The sequence below is a fragment of the Curtobacterium sp. 1544 genome (assembly GCF_040544915.1).
GTDB lineage: Bacteria > Actinomycetota > Actinomycetes > Actinomycetales > Microbacteriaceae > Curtobacterium > Curtobacterium pusillum_C.
Genome location: NZ_JBEPKX010000006.1, coordinates 70,097 through 85,656 on the forward strand (window position 1 = coordinate 70,097; position 15,560 = coordinate 85,656).

At 71.8% G+C, this 15,560-nt stretch carries 13 protein-coding genes; 6 read left to right on the top strand and 7 right to left on the bottom strand.

The annotated features are described in order from the left end of the window. Positions 1–7: 7 nt before the first annotated feature. Positions 8–871 carry a glucose-1-phosphate thymidylyltransferase RfbA gene (rfbA, locus tag ABIC61_RS05585; RefSeq protein ID WP_144752429.1) on the bottom strand — a complete coding sequence of 288 codons (864 nt, stop codon included), beginning with the start codon at positions 869–871 and terminating at the stop codon, positions 8–10. 12 nt (positions 872–883) lie between these two features. Beyond that, complete coding sequence (locus ABIC61_RS05590; protein WP_144752426.1) at positions 884–1,492, bottom strand: dTDP-4-dehydrorhamnose 3,5-epimerase family protein; 609 nt, start codon at positions 1,490–1,492, stop codon at positions 884–886. Between the two features lie 144 nt (positions 1,493–1,636). On the opposite strand from ABIC61_RS05590, the gene ABIC61_RS05595 reads away from it, so the two are divergent. The 5 genes from ABIC61_RS05595 to ABIC61_RS05615 all read left to right on the top strand — a co-directional run bounded on the left by ABIC61_RS05595 (position 1,637) and on the right by ABIC61_RS05615 (position 8,319). After that, a complete protein-coding gene (locus ABIC61_RS05595; RefSeq protein ID WP_144752423.1) occupies positions 1,637–2,578 on the top strand; it encodes a glycosyltransferase family 2 protein in 942 nt (313 codons plus the stop codon). Further along, positions 2,568–5,441, top strand: coding sequence for a YfhO family protein (locus tag ABIC61_RS05600; RefSeq protein ID WP_354029117.1), 2,874 nt, complete (start codon positions 2,568–2,570; stop codon positions 5,439–5,441). The genes ABIC61_RS05595 and ABIC61_RS05600 overlap by 11 nt, the downstream gene beginning before the upstream one ends. A 78-nt stretch (positions 5,442–5,519) precedes the next feature. Beyond that, positions 5,520–6,506 carry a dTDP-glucose 4,6-dehydratase gene (gene rfbB, locus ABIC61_RS05605; protein WP_354029118.1) on the top strand — a complete coding sequence of 329 codons (987 nt, stop codon included), beginning with the start codon at positions 5,520–5,522 and terminating at the stop codon, positions 6,504–6,506. Next, positions 6,503–7,354: a dTDP-4-dehydrorhamnose reductase gene (rfbD, locus tag ABIC61_RS05610; RefSeq protein WP_144752414.1), complete on the top strand. Its 852-nt coding sequence runs from the start codon at positions 6,503–6,505 to the stop codon at positions 7,352–7,354. Before rfbB ends, rfbD begins: the two co-directional genes overlap by 4 nt. Next, a complete protein-coding gene (locus ABIC61_RS05615) occupies positions 7,351–8,319 on the top strand; it encodes a lysylphosphatidylglycerol synthase transmembrane domain-containing protein (RefSeq protein ID WP_144752411.1) in 969 nt (322 codons plus the stop codon). Before rfbD ends, ABIC61_RS05615 begins: the two co-directional genes overlap by 4 nt. A 129-nt stretch (positions 8,320–8,448) precedes the next feature. On the opposite strand, the gene ABIC61_RS05620 is transcribed toward ABIC61_RS05615, so the two are convergent. Beyond that, entirely contained in the window at positions 8,449–9,576 is a 1,128-nt protein-coding gene (locus tag ABIC61_RS05620; RefSeq protein WP_354029119.1) for a glycosyltransferase family 4 protein, read from the bottom strand. Positions 9,577–9,690: 114 nt separating this feature from the next. Here ABIC61_RS05620 and ABIC61_RS05625 point away from each other — a divergent pair, with 114 nt between their 5' ends. After that, complete coding sequence (locus tag ABIC61_RS05625; RefSeq protein ID WP_354029120.1) at positions 9,691–10,833, top strand: glycosyltransferase family 4 protein; 1,143 nt, start codon at positions 9,691–9,693, stop codon at positions 10,831–10,833. A gap of 25 nt (positions 10,834–10,858) precedes the next feature. On the opposite strand, the gene purE is transcribed toward ABIC61_RS05625, so the two are convergent. The 4 genes from purE to ABIC61_RS05645 all read right to left on the bottom strand — a co-directional run bounded on the left by purE (position 10,859) and on the right by ABIC61_RS05645 (position 15,455). Beyond that, positions 10,859–11,371, bottom strand: coding sequence for a 5-(carboxyamino)imidazole ribonucleotide mutase (purE, locus tag ABIC61_RS05630; RefSeq protein ID WP_440130706.1), 513 nt, complete (start codon positions 11,369–11,371; stop codon positions 10,859–10,861). A 9-nt stretch (positions 11,372–11,380) separates the two neighbouring features. Next, positions 11,381–12,493, bottom strand: a complete 1,113-nt coding sequence (locus tag ABIC61_RS05635; protein WP_354029121.1) for a glycosyltransferase — start codon at positions 12,491–12,493, stop codon at positions 11,381–11,383. Positions 12,494–12,817: 324 nt separating this feature from the next. After that, a complete protein-coding gene (locus ABIC61_RS05640; protein ID WP_354029122.1) occupies positions 12,818–14,227 on the bottom strand; it encodes a glycoside hydrolase family 6 protein in 1,410 nt (469 codons plus the stop codon). Positions 14,228–14,318: 91 nt separating this feature from the next. Beyond that, positions 14,319–15,455: a 5-(carboxyamino)imidazole ribonucleotide synthase gene (locus ABIC61_RS05645; RefSeq protein ID WP_354029123.1), complete on the bottom strand. Its 1,137-nt coding sequence runs from the start codon at positions 15,453–15,455 to the stop codon at positions 14,319–14,321. Positions 15,456–15,560 lie beyond the last annotated feature (105 nt).

A 15,560-nucleotide genomic window follows, 5' to 3' on the forward strand; every position in this document is an offset into this window, starting at 1 on the left:
AGAGCGACTACGCGGAGAGGAGCCGCTGCAGGTAGACGCCGTAGCCGCCCTTGACCAGCGGCGCGGCGAGCTCGGCGAGCTGCGCGTCGTCGATCCAGCCGTTGCGCCAGGCGATCTCCTCGATGCAGCCGATCTTGAAGCCCTGACGGTCCTCGATGACCTTCACGTACTCCGAGGCCTGCATCATCGACTCGAACGTCCCGGTGTCGAGCCAGGCGGTGCCGCGGTCGAGGACCTGCACGCCGAGCTCCCCCGCCTCGAGGTAGCGCTCGTTGACGGTCGAGATCTCGAGCTCGCCACGCGCGCTCGGCTCGATCGTCTTCGCGATCTCGATGACCTTGTTGTCGTAGAAGTACAGACCGGGGACGGCGTAGTTCGACTTCGGCTCCGCCGGCTTCTCCTCGATCGAGACCGCGGTGAAGGCGTCGTCGAACTCGACGACGCCGTACGCCTTCGGGTCGGCCACGTGGTACGCGAAGATCGTCGCGCCGTCGACCTCGGTGTTCTTCCGGAGGTTCGTGCCGAGGCCGGTGCCGTGGAAGATGTTGTCGCCGAGGACGAGCGCCACGCTGTCGTCGCCGATGAAGTCCTCACCGATGACGAAGGCCTGCGCGAGGCCGTCCGGGCTGGGCTGCACGGCGTACTGGATGTCCATGCCGAGCGAGGAGCCGTCGCCGAGCAGGGCGCGGAACTGGTCGTTGTACTCGGGCGTCGTGATGACCAGGACCTCGCGGATGCCGGCCATCATGAGCGTCGACAGCGGGTAGTAGACCATCGGCTTGTCGTAGATCGGCATGAGCTGCTTGCTGATGCCCTTGGTGATCGGCCAGAGACGGGTGCCGGAACCCCCGGCGAGGATGATGCCCTTCAACGTTCTCTCCTGTTACTTCTTCGTCCGCAGGGACTCGGTGTAGGCGACGCATTCCTCGTACGTCGGGAGCAGCCCGGCGGCCGCGGCTTCCTCGAGCGTCGGAGCGCTGGTGTCCTTCTCGGAGAGCACCGGCTCACCGAGCCCCTCGGGCAGTTCCAACCCGACCGTCGGGTCGAGGATCGTGATCCCCTTCTCGCGTTCGGGGTCGTAGTGGGCGCTGACCAGGTAGTTCACGGTCGACTGGTCCTCGAGCGCGACGATCGCGTGGCCGAGGCCCTCGGACAGGTAGACGGCCTTGCGGTCGACGTCGTCGATCCGGACGGAGTCCCACTGCCCGAAGGTCGGGGAGCCGACGCGGATGTCGACGATGTAGTCGATGAACGCGCCGCGGACGGCGGTCACGTACTTGGCCTGGCTCGGCGCGACGAGGGCGTAGTGGATCCCGCGGGCCACACCGGCCGACGAGATCGACATGTTCACCTGTCGGAGGTCCAGCGGGTGGCCGATCGTCTCTTCGAGGACGTCGGCGCGGTACGCCTCGAGGAATGCTCCTCGTGCGTCGCCGTGCTGGACGGGCGTGAACTCCCACGCGCCGGGGATCTTCAGTTCGCGGATCTGCACCGGGGCAGCCTAGCAAGCCGACTGGTACACCACACTCCGGGGAACCGACTCACCCTCATGGTCGTCACGCGCCGTTTGCCCCCGTCGCATAGGCTGTTCTGGTTCTGCGCCCCGCGACCGCCCGAAACGAGACCAAGCGAGCCTGTGAAGCTATTCGTCCAGATCCCCTGCCTCAACGAGGAGAACACCCTCGCCAGCGTCCTCGACTCGATCCCGAAGCAGATCGACGGCATCGACGAGATCGAGATCCTGGTCATCAACGACGGCAGCACCGACCGCACGGTCGAGGTCGCCAAGGAGCACGGTGTCCGGCACTTCGTGCACCACACCACGAACATGGGCCTCGCGCGGTCGTTCCGTGACGGCGTCGACTACGCGCTCCTGCACGGCGCCGACATCGTCGTGAACACCGACGGCGACAACCAGTACCCGCAGGCGCAGATCGCGGAGCTGGTCCAGCCGATCCTCCGGAAGGAGGCCGAGATCGTCATCGGTGACCGCCAGACCCGGACGATCGAGCACTTCTCCGGCTTCAAGAAGCTCATGCAGCGCTTCGGCTCCTGGGTCGCGTCGCGTGCCGCCGGCCTCGACCTGCCCGATGCGGCGAGCGGGTTCCGCGCGTACTCGAAGTACTCGCTCATCCGACTGAACATCGTCACCCGCTTCAGCTACTGCATGGAGACGATCGTGCAGGCCGGGTACAAGCGCCTCGCGATCGCGTCCGTGCCGATCACCACGAACCCGAAGACCCGCGAGTCCCGCCTGTTCAGCAACATCTGGCAGCACATGTTCCAGTCCGGGTCGGCGATCGCCCGCGTCTACCTGATGTACCGCCCGATGGCGCTCTTCCTCTGGGTCGCCGCCGTGCTCGGAGCGCTCGGTCTCTGGCCGCTGATCCGCTACCTGGTGCTCCTCGCGACGGACACCGGTGGGAACCACCTGCAGTCGATCATCCTCGGCGTCGTCCTCCTCATCACCGCGGTGCTCTCGGTCGTGATCGGCGTCGTCGCCGACCTCACCAGGCTCAACCGCACGCTCGCCGAGGAACAGCTCGACCTGCAGAAGCTCCAGCGCTATGGCGACTGAGCGCACCGCACACACGGACCGACTGGCGCCGGGGACCCGGTTCGCCCTGTGGATCCGCCGACCGCGGTCCTGGATCGAGATCGCGGCGTGGGCAGCCCTCGCCGCCTTCGTGGTCTTCACGATCGGACCGGCACTCACCGGGCACGGGACCTTCCTCAACACCGGGCTGCTCAGCCGGTACACCCCGTGGGCGCAGACCCTCGGCGACAGCGTCACGTCGACGAACATCTACACGAGCGACCCGCTCGACTCGAACGCCCCGCAGACGTCGCTGCTCGCCACCCTCGCGCACCAGGGCGTCTTCGCGGCGTGGGACCCCTACGTCGCCGGCGGCACCGCCCTCGGGGGCGTCCCCGACTCCGGGCAGTTCTCACCCCTGTCGCTCCCGTGGTGGATCCTGCCGCTGTCGTACGCACCCGGGGCGGTCAAGTTCCTCGAGATCGTCGCCGTCACGGTGGGCATGTCGCTCCTGCTCCGCCGCTGGGGCGTCCCCCGTGCCGGCTGGCCGATCGCCTCGCTCGTGTACGCGTCGTCCGGCTTCATGGTCGCCTGGTCGAACTGGCCGCAGACCCGTGTCGCGGCGTTCATCCCGCTCGTCTTCTGGGCGGTGGACCGCGCGGCGGTCGAACTCCGCAAGCGCGACCTCCTGAGCGTCGGCGGCACGCTCGCCGCGATGCTGCTCGGGGGGTTCCCGGCGGTCGTCGGGTACACGCTGTTCTTCGCGGGCGCGTTCTTCGTCGCCCGCACGATCGTCGCGCACCGGAACTGGCGGGGCGTGCTGGGCAGCGCCGGGATCGCGGTCGGCGGCATCGTCGTCGGGGTGCTGTTCTCCGCGTGGCAGCTCGTCCCGTTCGCGCTCAACGCCCTGAGCGTCGTGGACTTCTCGGGTCGCGCACAGCGCGGCCCGAACGGCCTCGGTGCGTTCCCGCTCGTGACCGCCTGGGTGCAGGACATCTCGTTCGCACAGGCGTCGGGCGCGTCGTGGGGCGTCCGCAACCCGGTCGAGGAGTACTCGTACATCGGCATCGCCGCGGTCGTCCTCGTCGCCGCGGCCGTGCTCATCCGGCCCGCGGTGCGGCCCCTCACCGATCGTGTCCCCTCCCCGTTGGTCGCCCGACGCACGGTCGGGATCGTCGCCATCGCCACGGCGCTCCTCGCGTTCGCGATCGTCGTCGTCTACCTCGGCGGTCCGGTGCTCTCGGCCGTCCGTGAGCTCCCGGTCTTCAACAGCAACCCGATCGGCCGTGCGCGCTGCGTGGTGCTCTTCATCGCAGCCGCGCTCGCCGGCGTCGGCTTCGGTCGGCTCGTCGACGGGGACGACCTGCGCGCCGAGCTCGCACGCTTCCGGACGGCCTCGCCGCTCCGCCGCACGGGCCGCATCGCTGCGATCGCCGTCGTGCTGTTCGCCGCGGTGGGCGCGAGCGCGTTCACCTTCAACGCCCTCGGACACGTGCCGAAGGGCTACGTCCACCAGGTGAAGCTCGAGATCCTCGCGATCGGGCTCGTCGGGATCGGCACCGTGATCGCGGTCGGCCTCGTCTGGCTGTTCCGCTCCCGCGTCGTCATGGTCGTCGCGGCCTGCGCGGTCGCCGCCATGGTCGCCGCCCCGGCGGTCGTCGCGACGAAGCCGTGGTGGCCGATCGCACCGGCCTCCACGTTCTACCCGGACGCCCCGGCGATCGACTACCTCAAGGACCACGTCTCCGACCAGGACCGCTACACCACCACGGGCAACGCGACCATCCTCGGGGCGGCCTCGTACTTCCAGATGCGGTCCGTCACCGGTCACACGTTCCAGACGGCCGAGTGGAAGCAGCTCATGGGCGCCGTCGACCCGGACACCTACCCGACGGCGACGTACCTCACGCTGAGCCCGAACCTGATGCCCGAGCTCGCCGACTCCGGCATCCTCGACCGGCTCGCGACGAAGTACATGATCGCGGACCCGTCCGCGGTCATCGCCGGCACGACCGAGGCCGCACCGACCCGGACGACCTGGACCGACCTGACCGCCGATCGGTCGACGGTCGAGTCCGGCTCGGAGACGGGGCCGGTCAACGGCATCACGTTCACCGGTCCCCCGGCCACCACCCTCGCGCCGGGCGGCATGGAGCTGACGGTCTCGGCGATCGCCGACGGCTCGGGTGAGACCCTCGCGTCCACGAAGAGCTGGGTGCCCGGTCTCGGCGGTCCGCGGAACGTCGCCCTCGAGGGCTCGGACATCCCGGCGGACACCGCCTGGCACCTCACGATCACGGTCACCGGCCAGAACTCGGTCGTCCCGATCGGGACCGACGACGACGGTCACGCGGTCATCAGCGTCACCCGCCCGGTCGCCGGCGACGGCGTCTCGGTCGTGCACACCGGCGACGCCACGATCTACGAGCGGAGCAACGCGCTCCCGCGCGTCCGCTGGGCCTCGAGCGCGGTGGTGGAGAAGACGACGACCGGCCTGGTCCGGAAGCTCGCCGACCAGTCCCTGCCGGACGACACCGTCGTCCTCAGCGCGGACCCGGACCACCGGGCCGACCCGGACGGCACGGCGACCGTGTCGCTGCAGCCGAGCGACGTCAACTCCACGGTCGCGAAGGTCGACGCGACCGGCGGCGGGTGGGTCGTGGTCGCGGACTCGTTGCAGCGCAAGGGGTGGTCCGCCACCGTCGACGGCGCGACCACAGACATGGTCCGCGCGGACAGCGTCGGCGCGGCGGTCTGGGTCCCGGCGGGGAAGCACACCGTCGAGCTCCGGTACCACACGCCGGGACTCCGGGAGGGCATCGCGCTCAGCGCAGCCTCCGGGTTCGTGGCCGCGGTCGTCTGCGCGTTCGTGCTGGTCCGTCGTCGCCGGCGTCGACTCCGCTGAACCGTCCGGTGTCCGTCCAGGACGCCGTCCCCTACAATCGTCACTCGTTCCGTCAACCGACTCCACAAGGGAGACCCCGTGAAGATCCTCGTCACCGGAGGAGCCGGCTTCATCGGTTCCAACTTCGTCCGCCGCACCCTGCAGGACGCCTACCCCGGCCTCGAGGGCGCCGACGTCGTGGTCTACGACGCGCTGACCTACTCGGGCAACCTCGAGAACCTGGCGCCGGTCGCGGACTCGCCGCGGTACTCGTTCGTGCAGGGCGACATCACCGACGCCGCGAAGCTCGACGAGGTCGTCCCGGGCGTCGACGCGATCGTGCACTTCGCCGCCGAGTCGCACGTCGACCGGTCCGTCCGTGACTCCGGCATCTTCGTCGAGACCAACGTCGTGGGCACCCAGCGTCTCCTCGACGCCGCACTCCGCCACGGCACCGAGCGCTTCGTGCACGTCTCCACCGACGAGGTGTACGGGTCGATCAGCGAGGGCTCCTGGGCCGAGGACCGCCCGCTCGAGCCGAACTCGCCGTACTCGGCGTCGAAGGCCGGCAGCGACCTGCTCGCCCGCAGCTACCACCGCACCCACGGGCTGAACCTCTCGATCACGCGCTGCTCGAACAACTACGGGCCGTACCACTTCCCCGAGAAGGTCATCCCGCTGTTCGTCACGAACCTCATCGACGACAAGCACGTCCCGCTGTACGGCGAGGGCAACAACATCCGTGACTGGCTGCACGTCGACGACCACACCCGCGGCATCGCGATGGTCCTCACCAAGGGCCGCGCGGGCGAGATCTACAACATCGGCGGCGGCACCGAGCTCACGAACAAGGAGCTCACCGAGATGCTGCTCGAGGCCACCGGCAAGGACTGGTCGTACGTCGACCGCGTCGCCGACCGCCTCGGCCACGACCTGCGGTACTCGGTCGACATCTCGAAGATCCAGGCCGAGCTCGGCTACGAGCCCCAGGTGCCGTTCGCCCAGGGTCTCGCCGACGTCGTGCAGTGGTACCGCGACAACCGTGCGTGGTGGGAGCCGCTCAAGGAGCGCGCGGCCCTCGCATGACCCGCTACCTCATCACCGGCGCGAGCGGCATGCTCGGCCAGGACCTCCAGCACGCACTCCGTGACGCCGAGGTGACGGCGCTCGGGCGGGCCGACCTCGACATCACCGACCCGGAGGCCGTCGACGCGGCGGTCGCGGGACACGACGTGGTCATCAACTCGGCCGCGTACACGAAGGTCGACGACGCCGAGACCCACGAGGCCGAAGCCCACGCCGTGAACGCCACGGGGCCGGAGCTGCTCGCCCGGGCCGCGGTCCGGCACGGCGCCAAGCTCGTCACGGTCTCGACGGACTACGTCTTCGACGGACACGGCACCGCGCCGTACGCCGAGGACGCCCCGACGGACCCGATCAACGCCTACGGGCGGACGAAGGCCGCGGGCGAGGCGCTCGTGCGCGAGATCGCCCCGGACTCGTCCTACGTCGTCCGCACCGCGTGGATCTACGGCGCACACGGCCCGAACTTCGCAGCCACGATGCTCCGTCTGGCCGGATCGCACGAGACCGTGAGCGTCGTCACCGACCAGGTCGGACAGCCGACGTGGACGGGTGACCTCGCCGCGCGCATCGTCGAGCTGGTCGAGTCGGACGCCCCGGCGGGCACCTACCACGGCACGAACTCGGGGCAGGCGTCCTGGTACGACTTCACCCGCGCGATCTACGCCGAGATGGGGCTCGACCCGGAGCGCGTCCTGCCGACGGACAGCGCCGCCTTCGTCCGCCCCGCTCCCCGACCGGCGTACAGCGTGCTCGGGCACGACGGCTGGTCGCGCGCCGGGCTCGCACCGATGCGCGACTGGCGTGACGCCCTGGCCGCCGCGGTGCAGGCGGGGGCGCTCACAGCGTGACCGACCCGCAGGACCGACCGACCACGCTCACCACCGACGACGAACCGGCCGTCGCCACCCGCGGGTGGCGACGCTGGGCCGTCAACGGCATCAAGATCGCGTTCCTGGTCGCGGTGGTCGTCGCGGGCGTCCTGTACGTCGCCGGCAAGTGGACCGAGGTCTCCGACGCGGTCGCGTCGATGAACCCGGTGTGGCTCGTACTCGCGTTCCTCGCGGTGATCGTCGCGCTCGTCCTCTCGATGCTGTCGTGGATCGTCGTCTGGCCCGCGTTCGGCATCCGGCTGCCCGTGCTCCGCGGCGGCCGGGTGTTCTTCGTCAGTCAGCTCGGCAAGTACCTGCCGGGTTCGGTGTGGCCGATCGCCGCGCAGGCCCAGATGGCCGGTGAGGTCGGACTCGCCAAGTCGTCGTCCATCGTGCTCTCGCTGATCTCGATGCTCGTCTCGATCGCGACGGGCCTCGGGCTCGGTGCGGTCCTCGTCCCCTTCATCGACGTCCACCTGCTCGAGGACTACTGGTGGCTGCCGATCGTCGGCGTCGCGTTCCTCGTCTGCCTCACGCCGCCGGTGATGCGCTTCGGCGTGCGGCTCGCGCTCCGGATCCTCCGGCGACCGGACGCGCAGTTCACCTACGGCTGGCGCGTGGCCGGGCAGAGTTCCGGCCTGCAGGCCGCGAACTGGCTGTTCGCCGGCGTGCAGCTCTGGCTGGTCCTGATCGGCCTCGGCGTCGACCCGGCTCGCAGCTTCGTGCCGTCGATCGCCGCGATGGCGCTGGCCTTCGCCCTCGGCGTGCTGCTCATCCCGTTCCCGGCCGGCATCGGCGTCCGCGAGTTCGTGCTCACCGCGGTGCTCGCGTCCGTCACCGGGGCGGGCGTCGCGGTCACCGCGGCGATCCTGTCGCGACTGCTCTACGCGATCGCGGACTTCGCCGTCGCGGGCGTCGCCGCCGCGATCCGCCGGCGCGCGTAGCGCGCACACGAGGGCGCGTCAGCTCACCTTCGCGTTCAGCCACGTGCCGTCGGCCTGGAGGCACGGATCACGTGTGCCGATCGGCTCACGCGATCCGTGCCTCCAGGCCAGGGCAGTGACCGTGCGCGGTCAGCGCTCGCTGAAACCAGCGACCGTGTCCGTGTAGTCCGTCCACATCCGGTCCGACGCGTGCTGGTCGACGCCCGCGCGCAGACGCTCCAGCTCGCCGGGGCGGACGATGCGTTCGAGCGCCGCCGCGAGGGCGTCCACGTCGTCCGCGGGGACCACCAGACCGTCCACGCCGTCGTGGACGTCGAGCGCCAGCGTGCCGGCGTCGGACGCCAGCACCGGGGTGCCGAAGCGGTTGGCGAGCGCGACGTTGAACGACGACGACCCGGTGCGGTACGGCAACGCGACGACGTCGAACCCGCGGATCATCGCCCCCATCTCCGCCATCGCGACGTACTCGTCGACGATCTCGACGCGGTCCTCGATGCCGAGCGAGCGGACCTGCTCGCGGTACTCCTCCACCGGCTGCCAGAACTCGCCGCGCACGACCACGCGGACGCCGGGGACGCGAGCGGCGGCCTCGATCAGCTGGTCGACGCCCTTGTAGTGCCGGACCATCCCGAAGAACCCGACGGTCACCAGGTCCGCGTCGGTGCGGGCGCCCGGCGTCCCCGGTGCGTCGTCGCCGGCCACGAAGTCCGGCAGGGGGAGCCGCGCCACGCGGACGTCCACGTCGGCACCGTCGCCGACGACCTGGCGTGCGAGTGCCGCCTGGTCGTCGCTGTGCACGAGGACGGCACCGTACTGGCGGTACATGGCGCCGACGAGGCGTTCGTCGAACCGACCCGGCTCGTGCGGCAGGACGTTGTGCGCGAGGACGACGCCACGGGGACGACGACCGGCGGCGACGTGCATCGCCGCGTAGGGCACCGCGTGGTACGGCGTGACGCCGGTCACCAGCACGACGTCGGCCTTCCGCATCGCGAAGCCGGCCCGGAGCCAGGTGAGCGGGTTGTACCAGGTCAACCGTTCCGTGGTCGACGCGAAGGGTTCGACCTCGGGCTCGGAACCGGGCACCCGGGTGGTGCCACCGCGCAGGAAGGACGGGTACTGCGCCTTCCACGACATCAGGTGCACCTGGTGCCCGGCCGCCCGCAACCGGTGCGCCACGGTGGTGGTGTGTGCGGCGATCCCGCCGGAGTAGGGGTGCGTCGGTCCGACGATGACGATGCGGAGAGAGCGAGGCATCGGACCAGCCTACCGGGGCACGGTGCGCACGCTGGGCTCCCGGTCTGCCCTGGTATGGTCGGGTCCTCCGCGGACCGCCCCACCGTCCGCGACCGACGGAAGGACCGCCTCGCAATGACGACGCTCCGCGTGATCGTGGACCAGGTGGTCGCCCCCGTCCCGGGTGGCATCGGCCGCTACGCGGAGGAACTCGCCAGGCACCTCGTCGAGACCGCGCCGGCCGGTTGCGACGTCGTCGGCGTCGTCTCCGCGGTCGGCAAGGACGAGCTCGACCACGTCCGCACCCTCCTCCCCGGCCTCGCCGATCTCGAGAAGACGGCACTGCCGCGGCGGGAGCTGTCGCTCGCGTGGCAGGGCGGCTTCGTCGGAGGTCTCTCGCACGGCATGGTGCACGCCCCGAGCGTGCTCGCACCCCTCGTAAAGCACAACCGGTTCAGCGAACCGGGGCGGCAGACGGTCGTCACGGTGCACGACGTGGTGCCGTGGACGAACCCGGAGACCCTGACCCCCCGCGGAGTGCAGTTCCACCGTGCGATGGTCAAGCGCGCCTGGAAGCACGCGGACGCCGTCGTCGTCCCGACCCACGCGGTCGCCGGGGCCCTCAACGAGATCCACCGCTTCGACGACCGGCTCCGGGTCATCGGCGGTGCGCCGAGCGGCCGGCTCCGCACCCCGGTGGACGCCGACCTGCGTGCTGACCGCCTCGGGCTGCCGGACCGGTACGTCCTCGCAGTGGGGACCCTCGAGCCGCGCAAGGGCCTCGGGGCGCTCATCGAGGCGATGGCGCACCCGGACGCGCCCGCTGACGTCCCGCTCGTGATCGCCGGACCCGACGGCTGGGGCGACGTCGACGTGTACGACACCGCCGAACGCGCGGGGCTGTCCCGCGACCGCGTCAAGATCCTCGGGCGGGTCGACGACGCCGACCTCGCCGTGGCGTACGACCGGGCGACGGTGTTCGTCTTCCCGAGCTTCGCCGAGGGTTTCGGGCTCCCGGTGATCGAGGCGATGAGCTTCGGCACGCCGGTGATCCACTCCGACGACGCCGCCGTGCGCGAGGTCGCGTCCGACGCCGGGGTCACGGTGGCGCGCGAGCCGCGGGACTCCTACCCGGAGCGTCTGGCGCAGGCCGTCTACCAGGTGGTCAACGACCCGCTGCTCGCGGGGCAGCTCGCCGTCGCCGGACCGGACCGCGCGCGGATGTTCGACTGGACCGACTCGGCCAACGAGACCTGGCAGCTGCACGCCGACCTCTGACCCCGCGCGACCGCGCGGACGGCCGTCAGAGCGCGTCGCGCAGGCGCGCCGCCTTCTCCTCGACGACCTGCTCGAGCGCGGCGGCGTGGGCCGCGAGCCGCTCCGCCACGGTGGCGTCCGCCGAGCCGATGATCCGCGCCGCGAGCAGCCCGGCGTTCGCCGCTCCGTTGATCGCCACCGTCGCGACCGGGATGCCCGCCGGCATCTGCACGATCGACAGCAGCGAGTCGAGGCCGTCCAGGCGCGCGAGCTGCACCGGCACACCGATCACCGGGAGCGTCGTCATCGAGGCGACCATGCCCGGCAGGTGTGCCGCTCCCCCGGCCCCCGCGATCACCACGCGGATCCCCCGTCCGGCAGCGGCGCGGGCGAAACGGACCATCTTGTCGGGCGTCCGGTGCGCCGAGACGACGTCGGCCTCGTAGGGGATCCCGAGTTCGTCGAGGGTCTCCGCGGCGGCACGCATGGTGGGCCAGTCGGAGTCGGACCCCATGATGATCGAGACGAGCGGCTGGACGGGCGCGGCGGAGTCGGTCACGGCACGAGCCTAGTCGAGCAGCACGGCCCGCCAGGTGTCCCCGTCGCTGCCGATCGTCCGGTCGGCGCGGACCCAGCGCACGGTGGCGTCGTCGGCGACACCGGCATCCACGGCGGCGCGCACCGCGGTCCGCCACGCGGTGACGTCGTCCGGCACGGCCGCGATCCCGTGGTCCCGTGCGATCCGGTAGGACGGTCGGTCCGAGACCACGGCGGGCAGGCCGAGCGCGGTGTACTCGATGGCCTTGAGGTCGCTCTTCGCCCGGTTGAACTCCTCGTCCCGCAGCGGTGCCACCCCCGCACGCCACCGGGTGCGGTGGTCGACGAGCCAGCGCGCGAACGCCGGGTAGTGCCCGTCCGGCACCTCCACCCGTCGGTACCAGTCGGCAGGTGCGTCGTCGGTGACGCCGATCACCTCGAGCCGGACCGGACGGCCGTCCGACGCGACCAGGTCGGTGAACACGTCGCGGAGCAGCGCGAGGTCAGCCGTGTGGGTCATCGTGCCCATGTAGAGGACGCGGTGTTCGTCGGTGCGCAGGTCGTCGTCGACGACGGGGTCGCCCGGCGTCCAGATGCCGGGGTCCAGCGCGTTCGGGACCACTTCGACCCGGCGCGCGAGCGGCCGGACCACCGAGGCGAGCTCTGCCGTGCTGACGACGACGACGTCCGCGCCCCGGACGAGTGCATCGATGGACGCGAGCCGGCTCGGGTCGTACTCGGCGCGCGCGAGGCGTGCCCGCCCGGACTCGGTGAAGAAGTCGTCGTCGACCTCGGCCACCACGCGGATCCCGCGGGCCTCAGCGGCGGCCAGGAACGGAGCGACCAGCGCGACGGGCAGGGCGTCCCGCTGCACCAGTACGGCTCGGTAGTCCGTCGCGTCGCTCCCGTCGACGAACGTCACCGGGTCGACCTGCCGGACCGAGGCCCGCCCGCTGCCGGCGAGGTGTTCGGTCCGCCGGACGACCCGGACGTGCGCGGACGCCGGATGGGCGCCGCCGCCCCCGGCGACGACGTAGCCGACCACGGGGACCGGCGCAGCCGGGACCGCGGGCGGCGTCGGCGGGGTGCCGCCGAGGACACGGCGGAGACGCCTGACGGCGCGGCGGGCGAGATCACGCGGCATGTGGCCATTCTTCCGTACCGGGGTGCGCGGCACGCACGCCGCCCGCCGAGCGGGCGGAACACGCCGCGCGCCGCCCGCCGAGCGGGCAGAAGCGGCCGGTCGCGCGCGCCGAACGAGACGAGAACGGCCCACTCGGGTGAGTGGGATCGGACTGGAGGCACGGTGCGGGGCCGCCACGCGCCTCCAGTCAGACCCGCCCCGGCCCCACCCGCCGGACGGGCAGGACACGCCACGCGCCGCCCGCCGAGCGGGCGGAAGCGGCCGGTCGCGCGCGCCGAACGGGACGAAAACGGCCCACTCGGGACGACTGGCGCCGCCGGTCGGTCAGCGCACGATGACGGTCGCGCAGCCGATCGACGTGTCTCCCCCGCGCCCGATCCCGACGGCGGTCAGGCACACGCTCCGGCGGCCGCTCGGGACGGCGACCGTCACGGTGAACCCGTGCGACGGGCCGACCCCGTACACACGGTCGACGTCCGGTCGCGACGTACTCGCCGCCGTCGTGCCCACCACCTTGCCGGCGACGACGACGCGCATCGTCACCGCCTTGCCGAGGTCGTCGCGGTCGAACGCCCAGCCCGAGACGGTGACGCGACGGGACGCTCCCGAGGCGATGCGGTCGCGGTGCGCGGTCGGGGCGACCGCCGGCGCCGGGACGGCCGGAGTCGCCGCCGGTGCCGTCGCCTGGGTGCCGAGCTGCGCGTTCGCGACGAGCGCCTGCGCGAACGTGGACCACCACTTCCCCGCGGCCGGCCCGCCGTTGCAGGTCCCGTCGCTCGCGCCGGGCGTCTTCACCCACAGCAGCGCGTCGAGCCCGGTGCCGTCCGCGACGACGCGCGGCGAGGTCCCGAGGCCGGAGCCCGGACCGTTGCACCAGGTCCCGCGCCACCCGCGGCCGTTCCGCGAGGTGTCGATGACGTAGTGCGAACCCCCGGTCGCAGCGGAGACCTTCTCGGCGTACGCCTGCTCCTGTGCCGTCGGGTAGTAGTTCGCGACGTTCGTGAAGAAGCCCCGTGCCCGGCGCACGCCGGCACTGTCGAGCCGCGCGGCCATGACCGCGGGCGGCACCCAGTTCGAGTTGCCGGCGTCGAGGTAGGCGGGGACCCCGGCGGCCGTGAAGGCGTCGACCTCGCGCGAGAGGATCCGGTACCGCTGCTGGTCGAGCGTCGCGCTGCACGCGGCGTTGCTGAGCATCGCGAGGGAGTCCGGTTCGACGACGACGGCGGCCCGGTGTCCGGTCAGCCGCGCCGCGATCTGGTCGACCCAGGCGTCGTAGGTGGCCTCGTCGAACCCGCCGGCGGAGTACCCGCCGCAGTCTCGCTGCGGGATCGCGTAGGTCACGAAGACCGGGGTCGTCCCGGTGCGTTCGGCACCGGCGACGGCGGCGTCGATCGTCTTCGTGAGCGTGGCGCCCTGGGTCCAGTCGCCGAGCCAGGTGGCCACCGGGTACTGGGCGATGGTGCGCGCCGCGGCGGCTCCGGCCGGGTCGCTCGTGGCGAGCGCGGTGGCCTGCCTCGCGGCTTCGCTGGTGTCCGAGCGGTACGGGCCGGCGCCGTAGAGCGTGGCGGCCGACGCGGACCGGATCGTCGCGGCGCTGACCGCCGCGGACGCGGTGGTGGGCGTCAGCGCCGCTGCGGTGAGCGCGAGGAGTGCGCTGAGCGCCCCGGTCGTGCCGAGCAGGGTGGTGCGGCGCATGACGAACTCCCGGGACTGGTCGACCTCTGACCCGTCCATGGGAGCACGCCGGTCACGACGGCGTCCACACGCCAGATCGGGTGCCACCCGATCAGGTGTCCGCGCTTCGGCGGACCGACGCCGGGCGGCGTCAGTCGTCGAAGTGCGCCGCGGCGGAGCGTGCACGGTACGTGACGTCGTCGACGTCCTCGCCGATCACGGTCACGTGCCCGATCTTCCGGCCGGGTCGCGGGGCCTTGCCGTAGAAGTGGTACTTCGCCTCGGGGAAGGCCTCGAGCGCGCCCGGGTACCGCGCCGCGAGGTCGCCGTCCGCCGGGCCGCCGAGGACGTTGATCATCACGGCGACGGGCGCGTGCGCTCCGGTCGCGCCGAGCGGCAGGTCGAGGACGGCGCGGAGGTGCTGCTCGAACTGGCTCGTCGTGGCACCGTCGATCGTCCAGTGGCCGGTGTTGTGCGGGCGCATGGCGAGCTCGTTGATGAGGATCCGCTCGTCGTCGGTCTGGAACAGCTCGACCGCGAGCACCCCCGTGACACCGAGTTCGGTCGCGATGCGCACCGCGATGTCCTCGGCCACGTCGGCGATCCGTCCGGCGCTGTCCGGCGCCGGGGCGAACACCTCGGCGCAGACGCCGTCGCGCTGCACGGTCTCGACGAGCGGCCAGGCGACGACCTCGCCGGAGGGGCGACGGGCGACGGACTGGGCGAGCTCCCGGGTGAAGGGCACGAGTTCCTCGACGAGCAGTGCCTGCCCACCGCCGGCCTCGGCGACCGCGATGAACCAGTCGGAGACGTCGGCGGGGTCGGACACCACGCGGACCCCCTTGCCGTCGTACCCGCCGCGCGCGGTCTTCACGACGGCTCGGCCGCCGTGGTCGTCGAGGAACGCCTGCAGCTCGTCGGGGTCCTGCACCGCGGCCCAGTCCGGCACCGGCAGCCCGAGCTCCGACAGGCGCGTGCGCATCGTGATCTTGTCCTGCGCGACGGCGAGTGCGTCCGGGCCGGGACGCACGGCGACACCGGCGTCGACGAGGGCGCGGAGGACGTCCTGCGGGACGTGCTCGTGGTCGAAGGTGACGACGTCGACGTCCCGCGCGAACGCGAGCACGGTGTCGACGTCGTGGTAGTCGCCCTCCGCGGTGGCCGCGATCGCCGCCGACATGCCCGGCCCCTCGGCGAGCACCCGGATGTCGAGTCCGAGCTCGACCGCTGCGGGCACCATCATCCGTGCCAGCTGTCCTCCACCGATGACCCCGACGCGCAACGCCATGCTGTGTGTTCCTTCCGTCGTTCACACCGCCCGGTGAGAACGCGCTGTCTACAATCGCTGTTCGGGTCGCCAGTGTGCGACCGCCGGTCGGCGAACGGAGCACGA

Excerpts from the sequence above, each read along its gene's own strand:
- ABIC61_RS05600 (WP_354029117.1), top strand. The coding sequence starts at position 2,568 with ATGGCGACTGAGCGCACCGCACACACGGACCGACTGGCGCCGGGGACC.
- ABIC61_RS05640 (WP_354029122.1), bottom strand. The coding sequence starts at position 14,227 with ATGGACGGGTCAGAGGTCGACCAGTCCCGGGAGTTCGTCATGCGCCGC.
- ABIC61_RS05645 (WP_354029123.1), bottom strand. The coding sequence starts at position 15,455 with ATGGCGTTGCGCGTCGGGGTCATCGGTGGAGGACAGCTGGCACGGATG.
- rfbD (WP_144752414.1), top strand. The coding sequence starts at position 6,503 with ATGACCCGCTACCTCATCACCGGCGCGAGCGGCATGCTCGGCCAGGAC.
- ABIC61_RS05635 (WP_354029121.1), bottom strand. The coding sequence starts at position 12,493 with ATGCCGCGTGATCTCGCCCGCCGCGCCGTCAGGCGTCTCCGCCGTGTC.
- ABIC61_RS05625 (WP_354029120.1), top strand. The coding sequence starts at position 9,691 with ATGACGACGCTCCGCGTGATCGTGGACCAGGTGGTCGCCCCCGTCCCG.
- ABIC61_RS05620 (WP_354029119.1), bottom strand. The coding sequence starts at position 9,576 with ATGCCTCGCTCTCTCCGCATCGTCATCGTCGGACCGACGCACCCCTAC.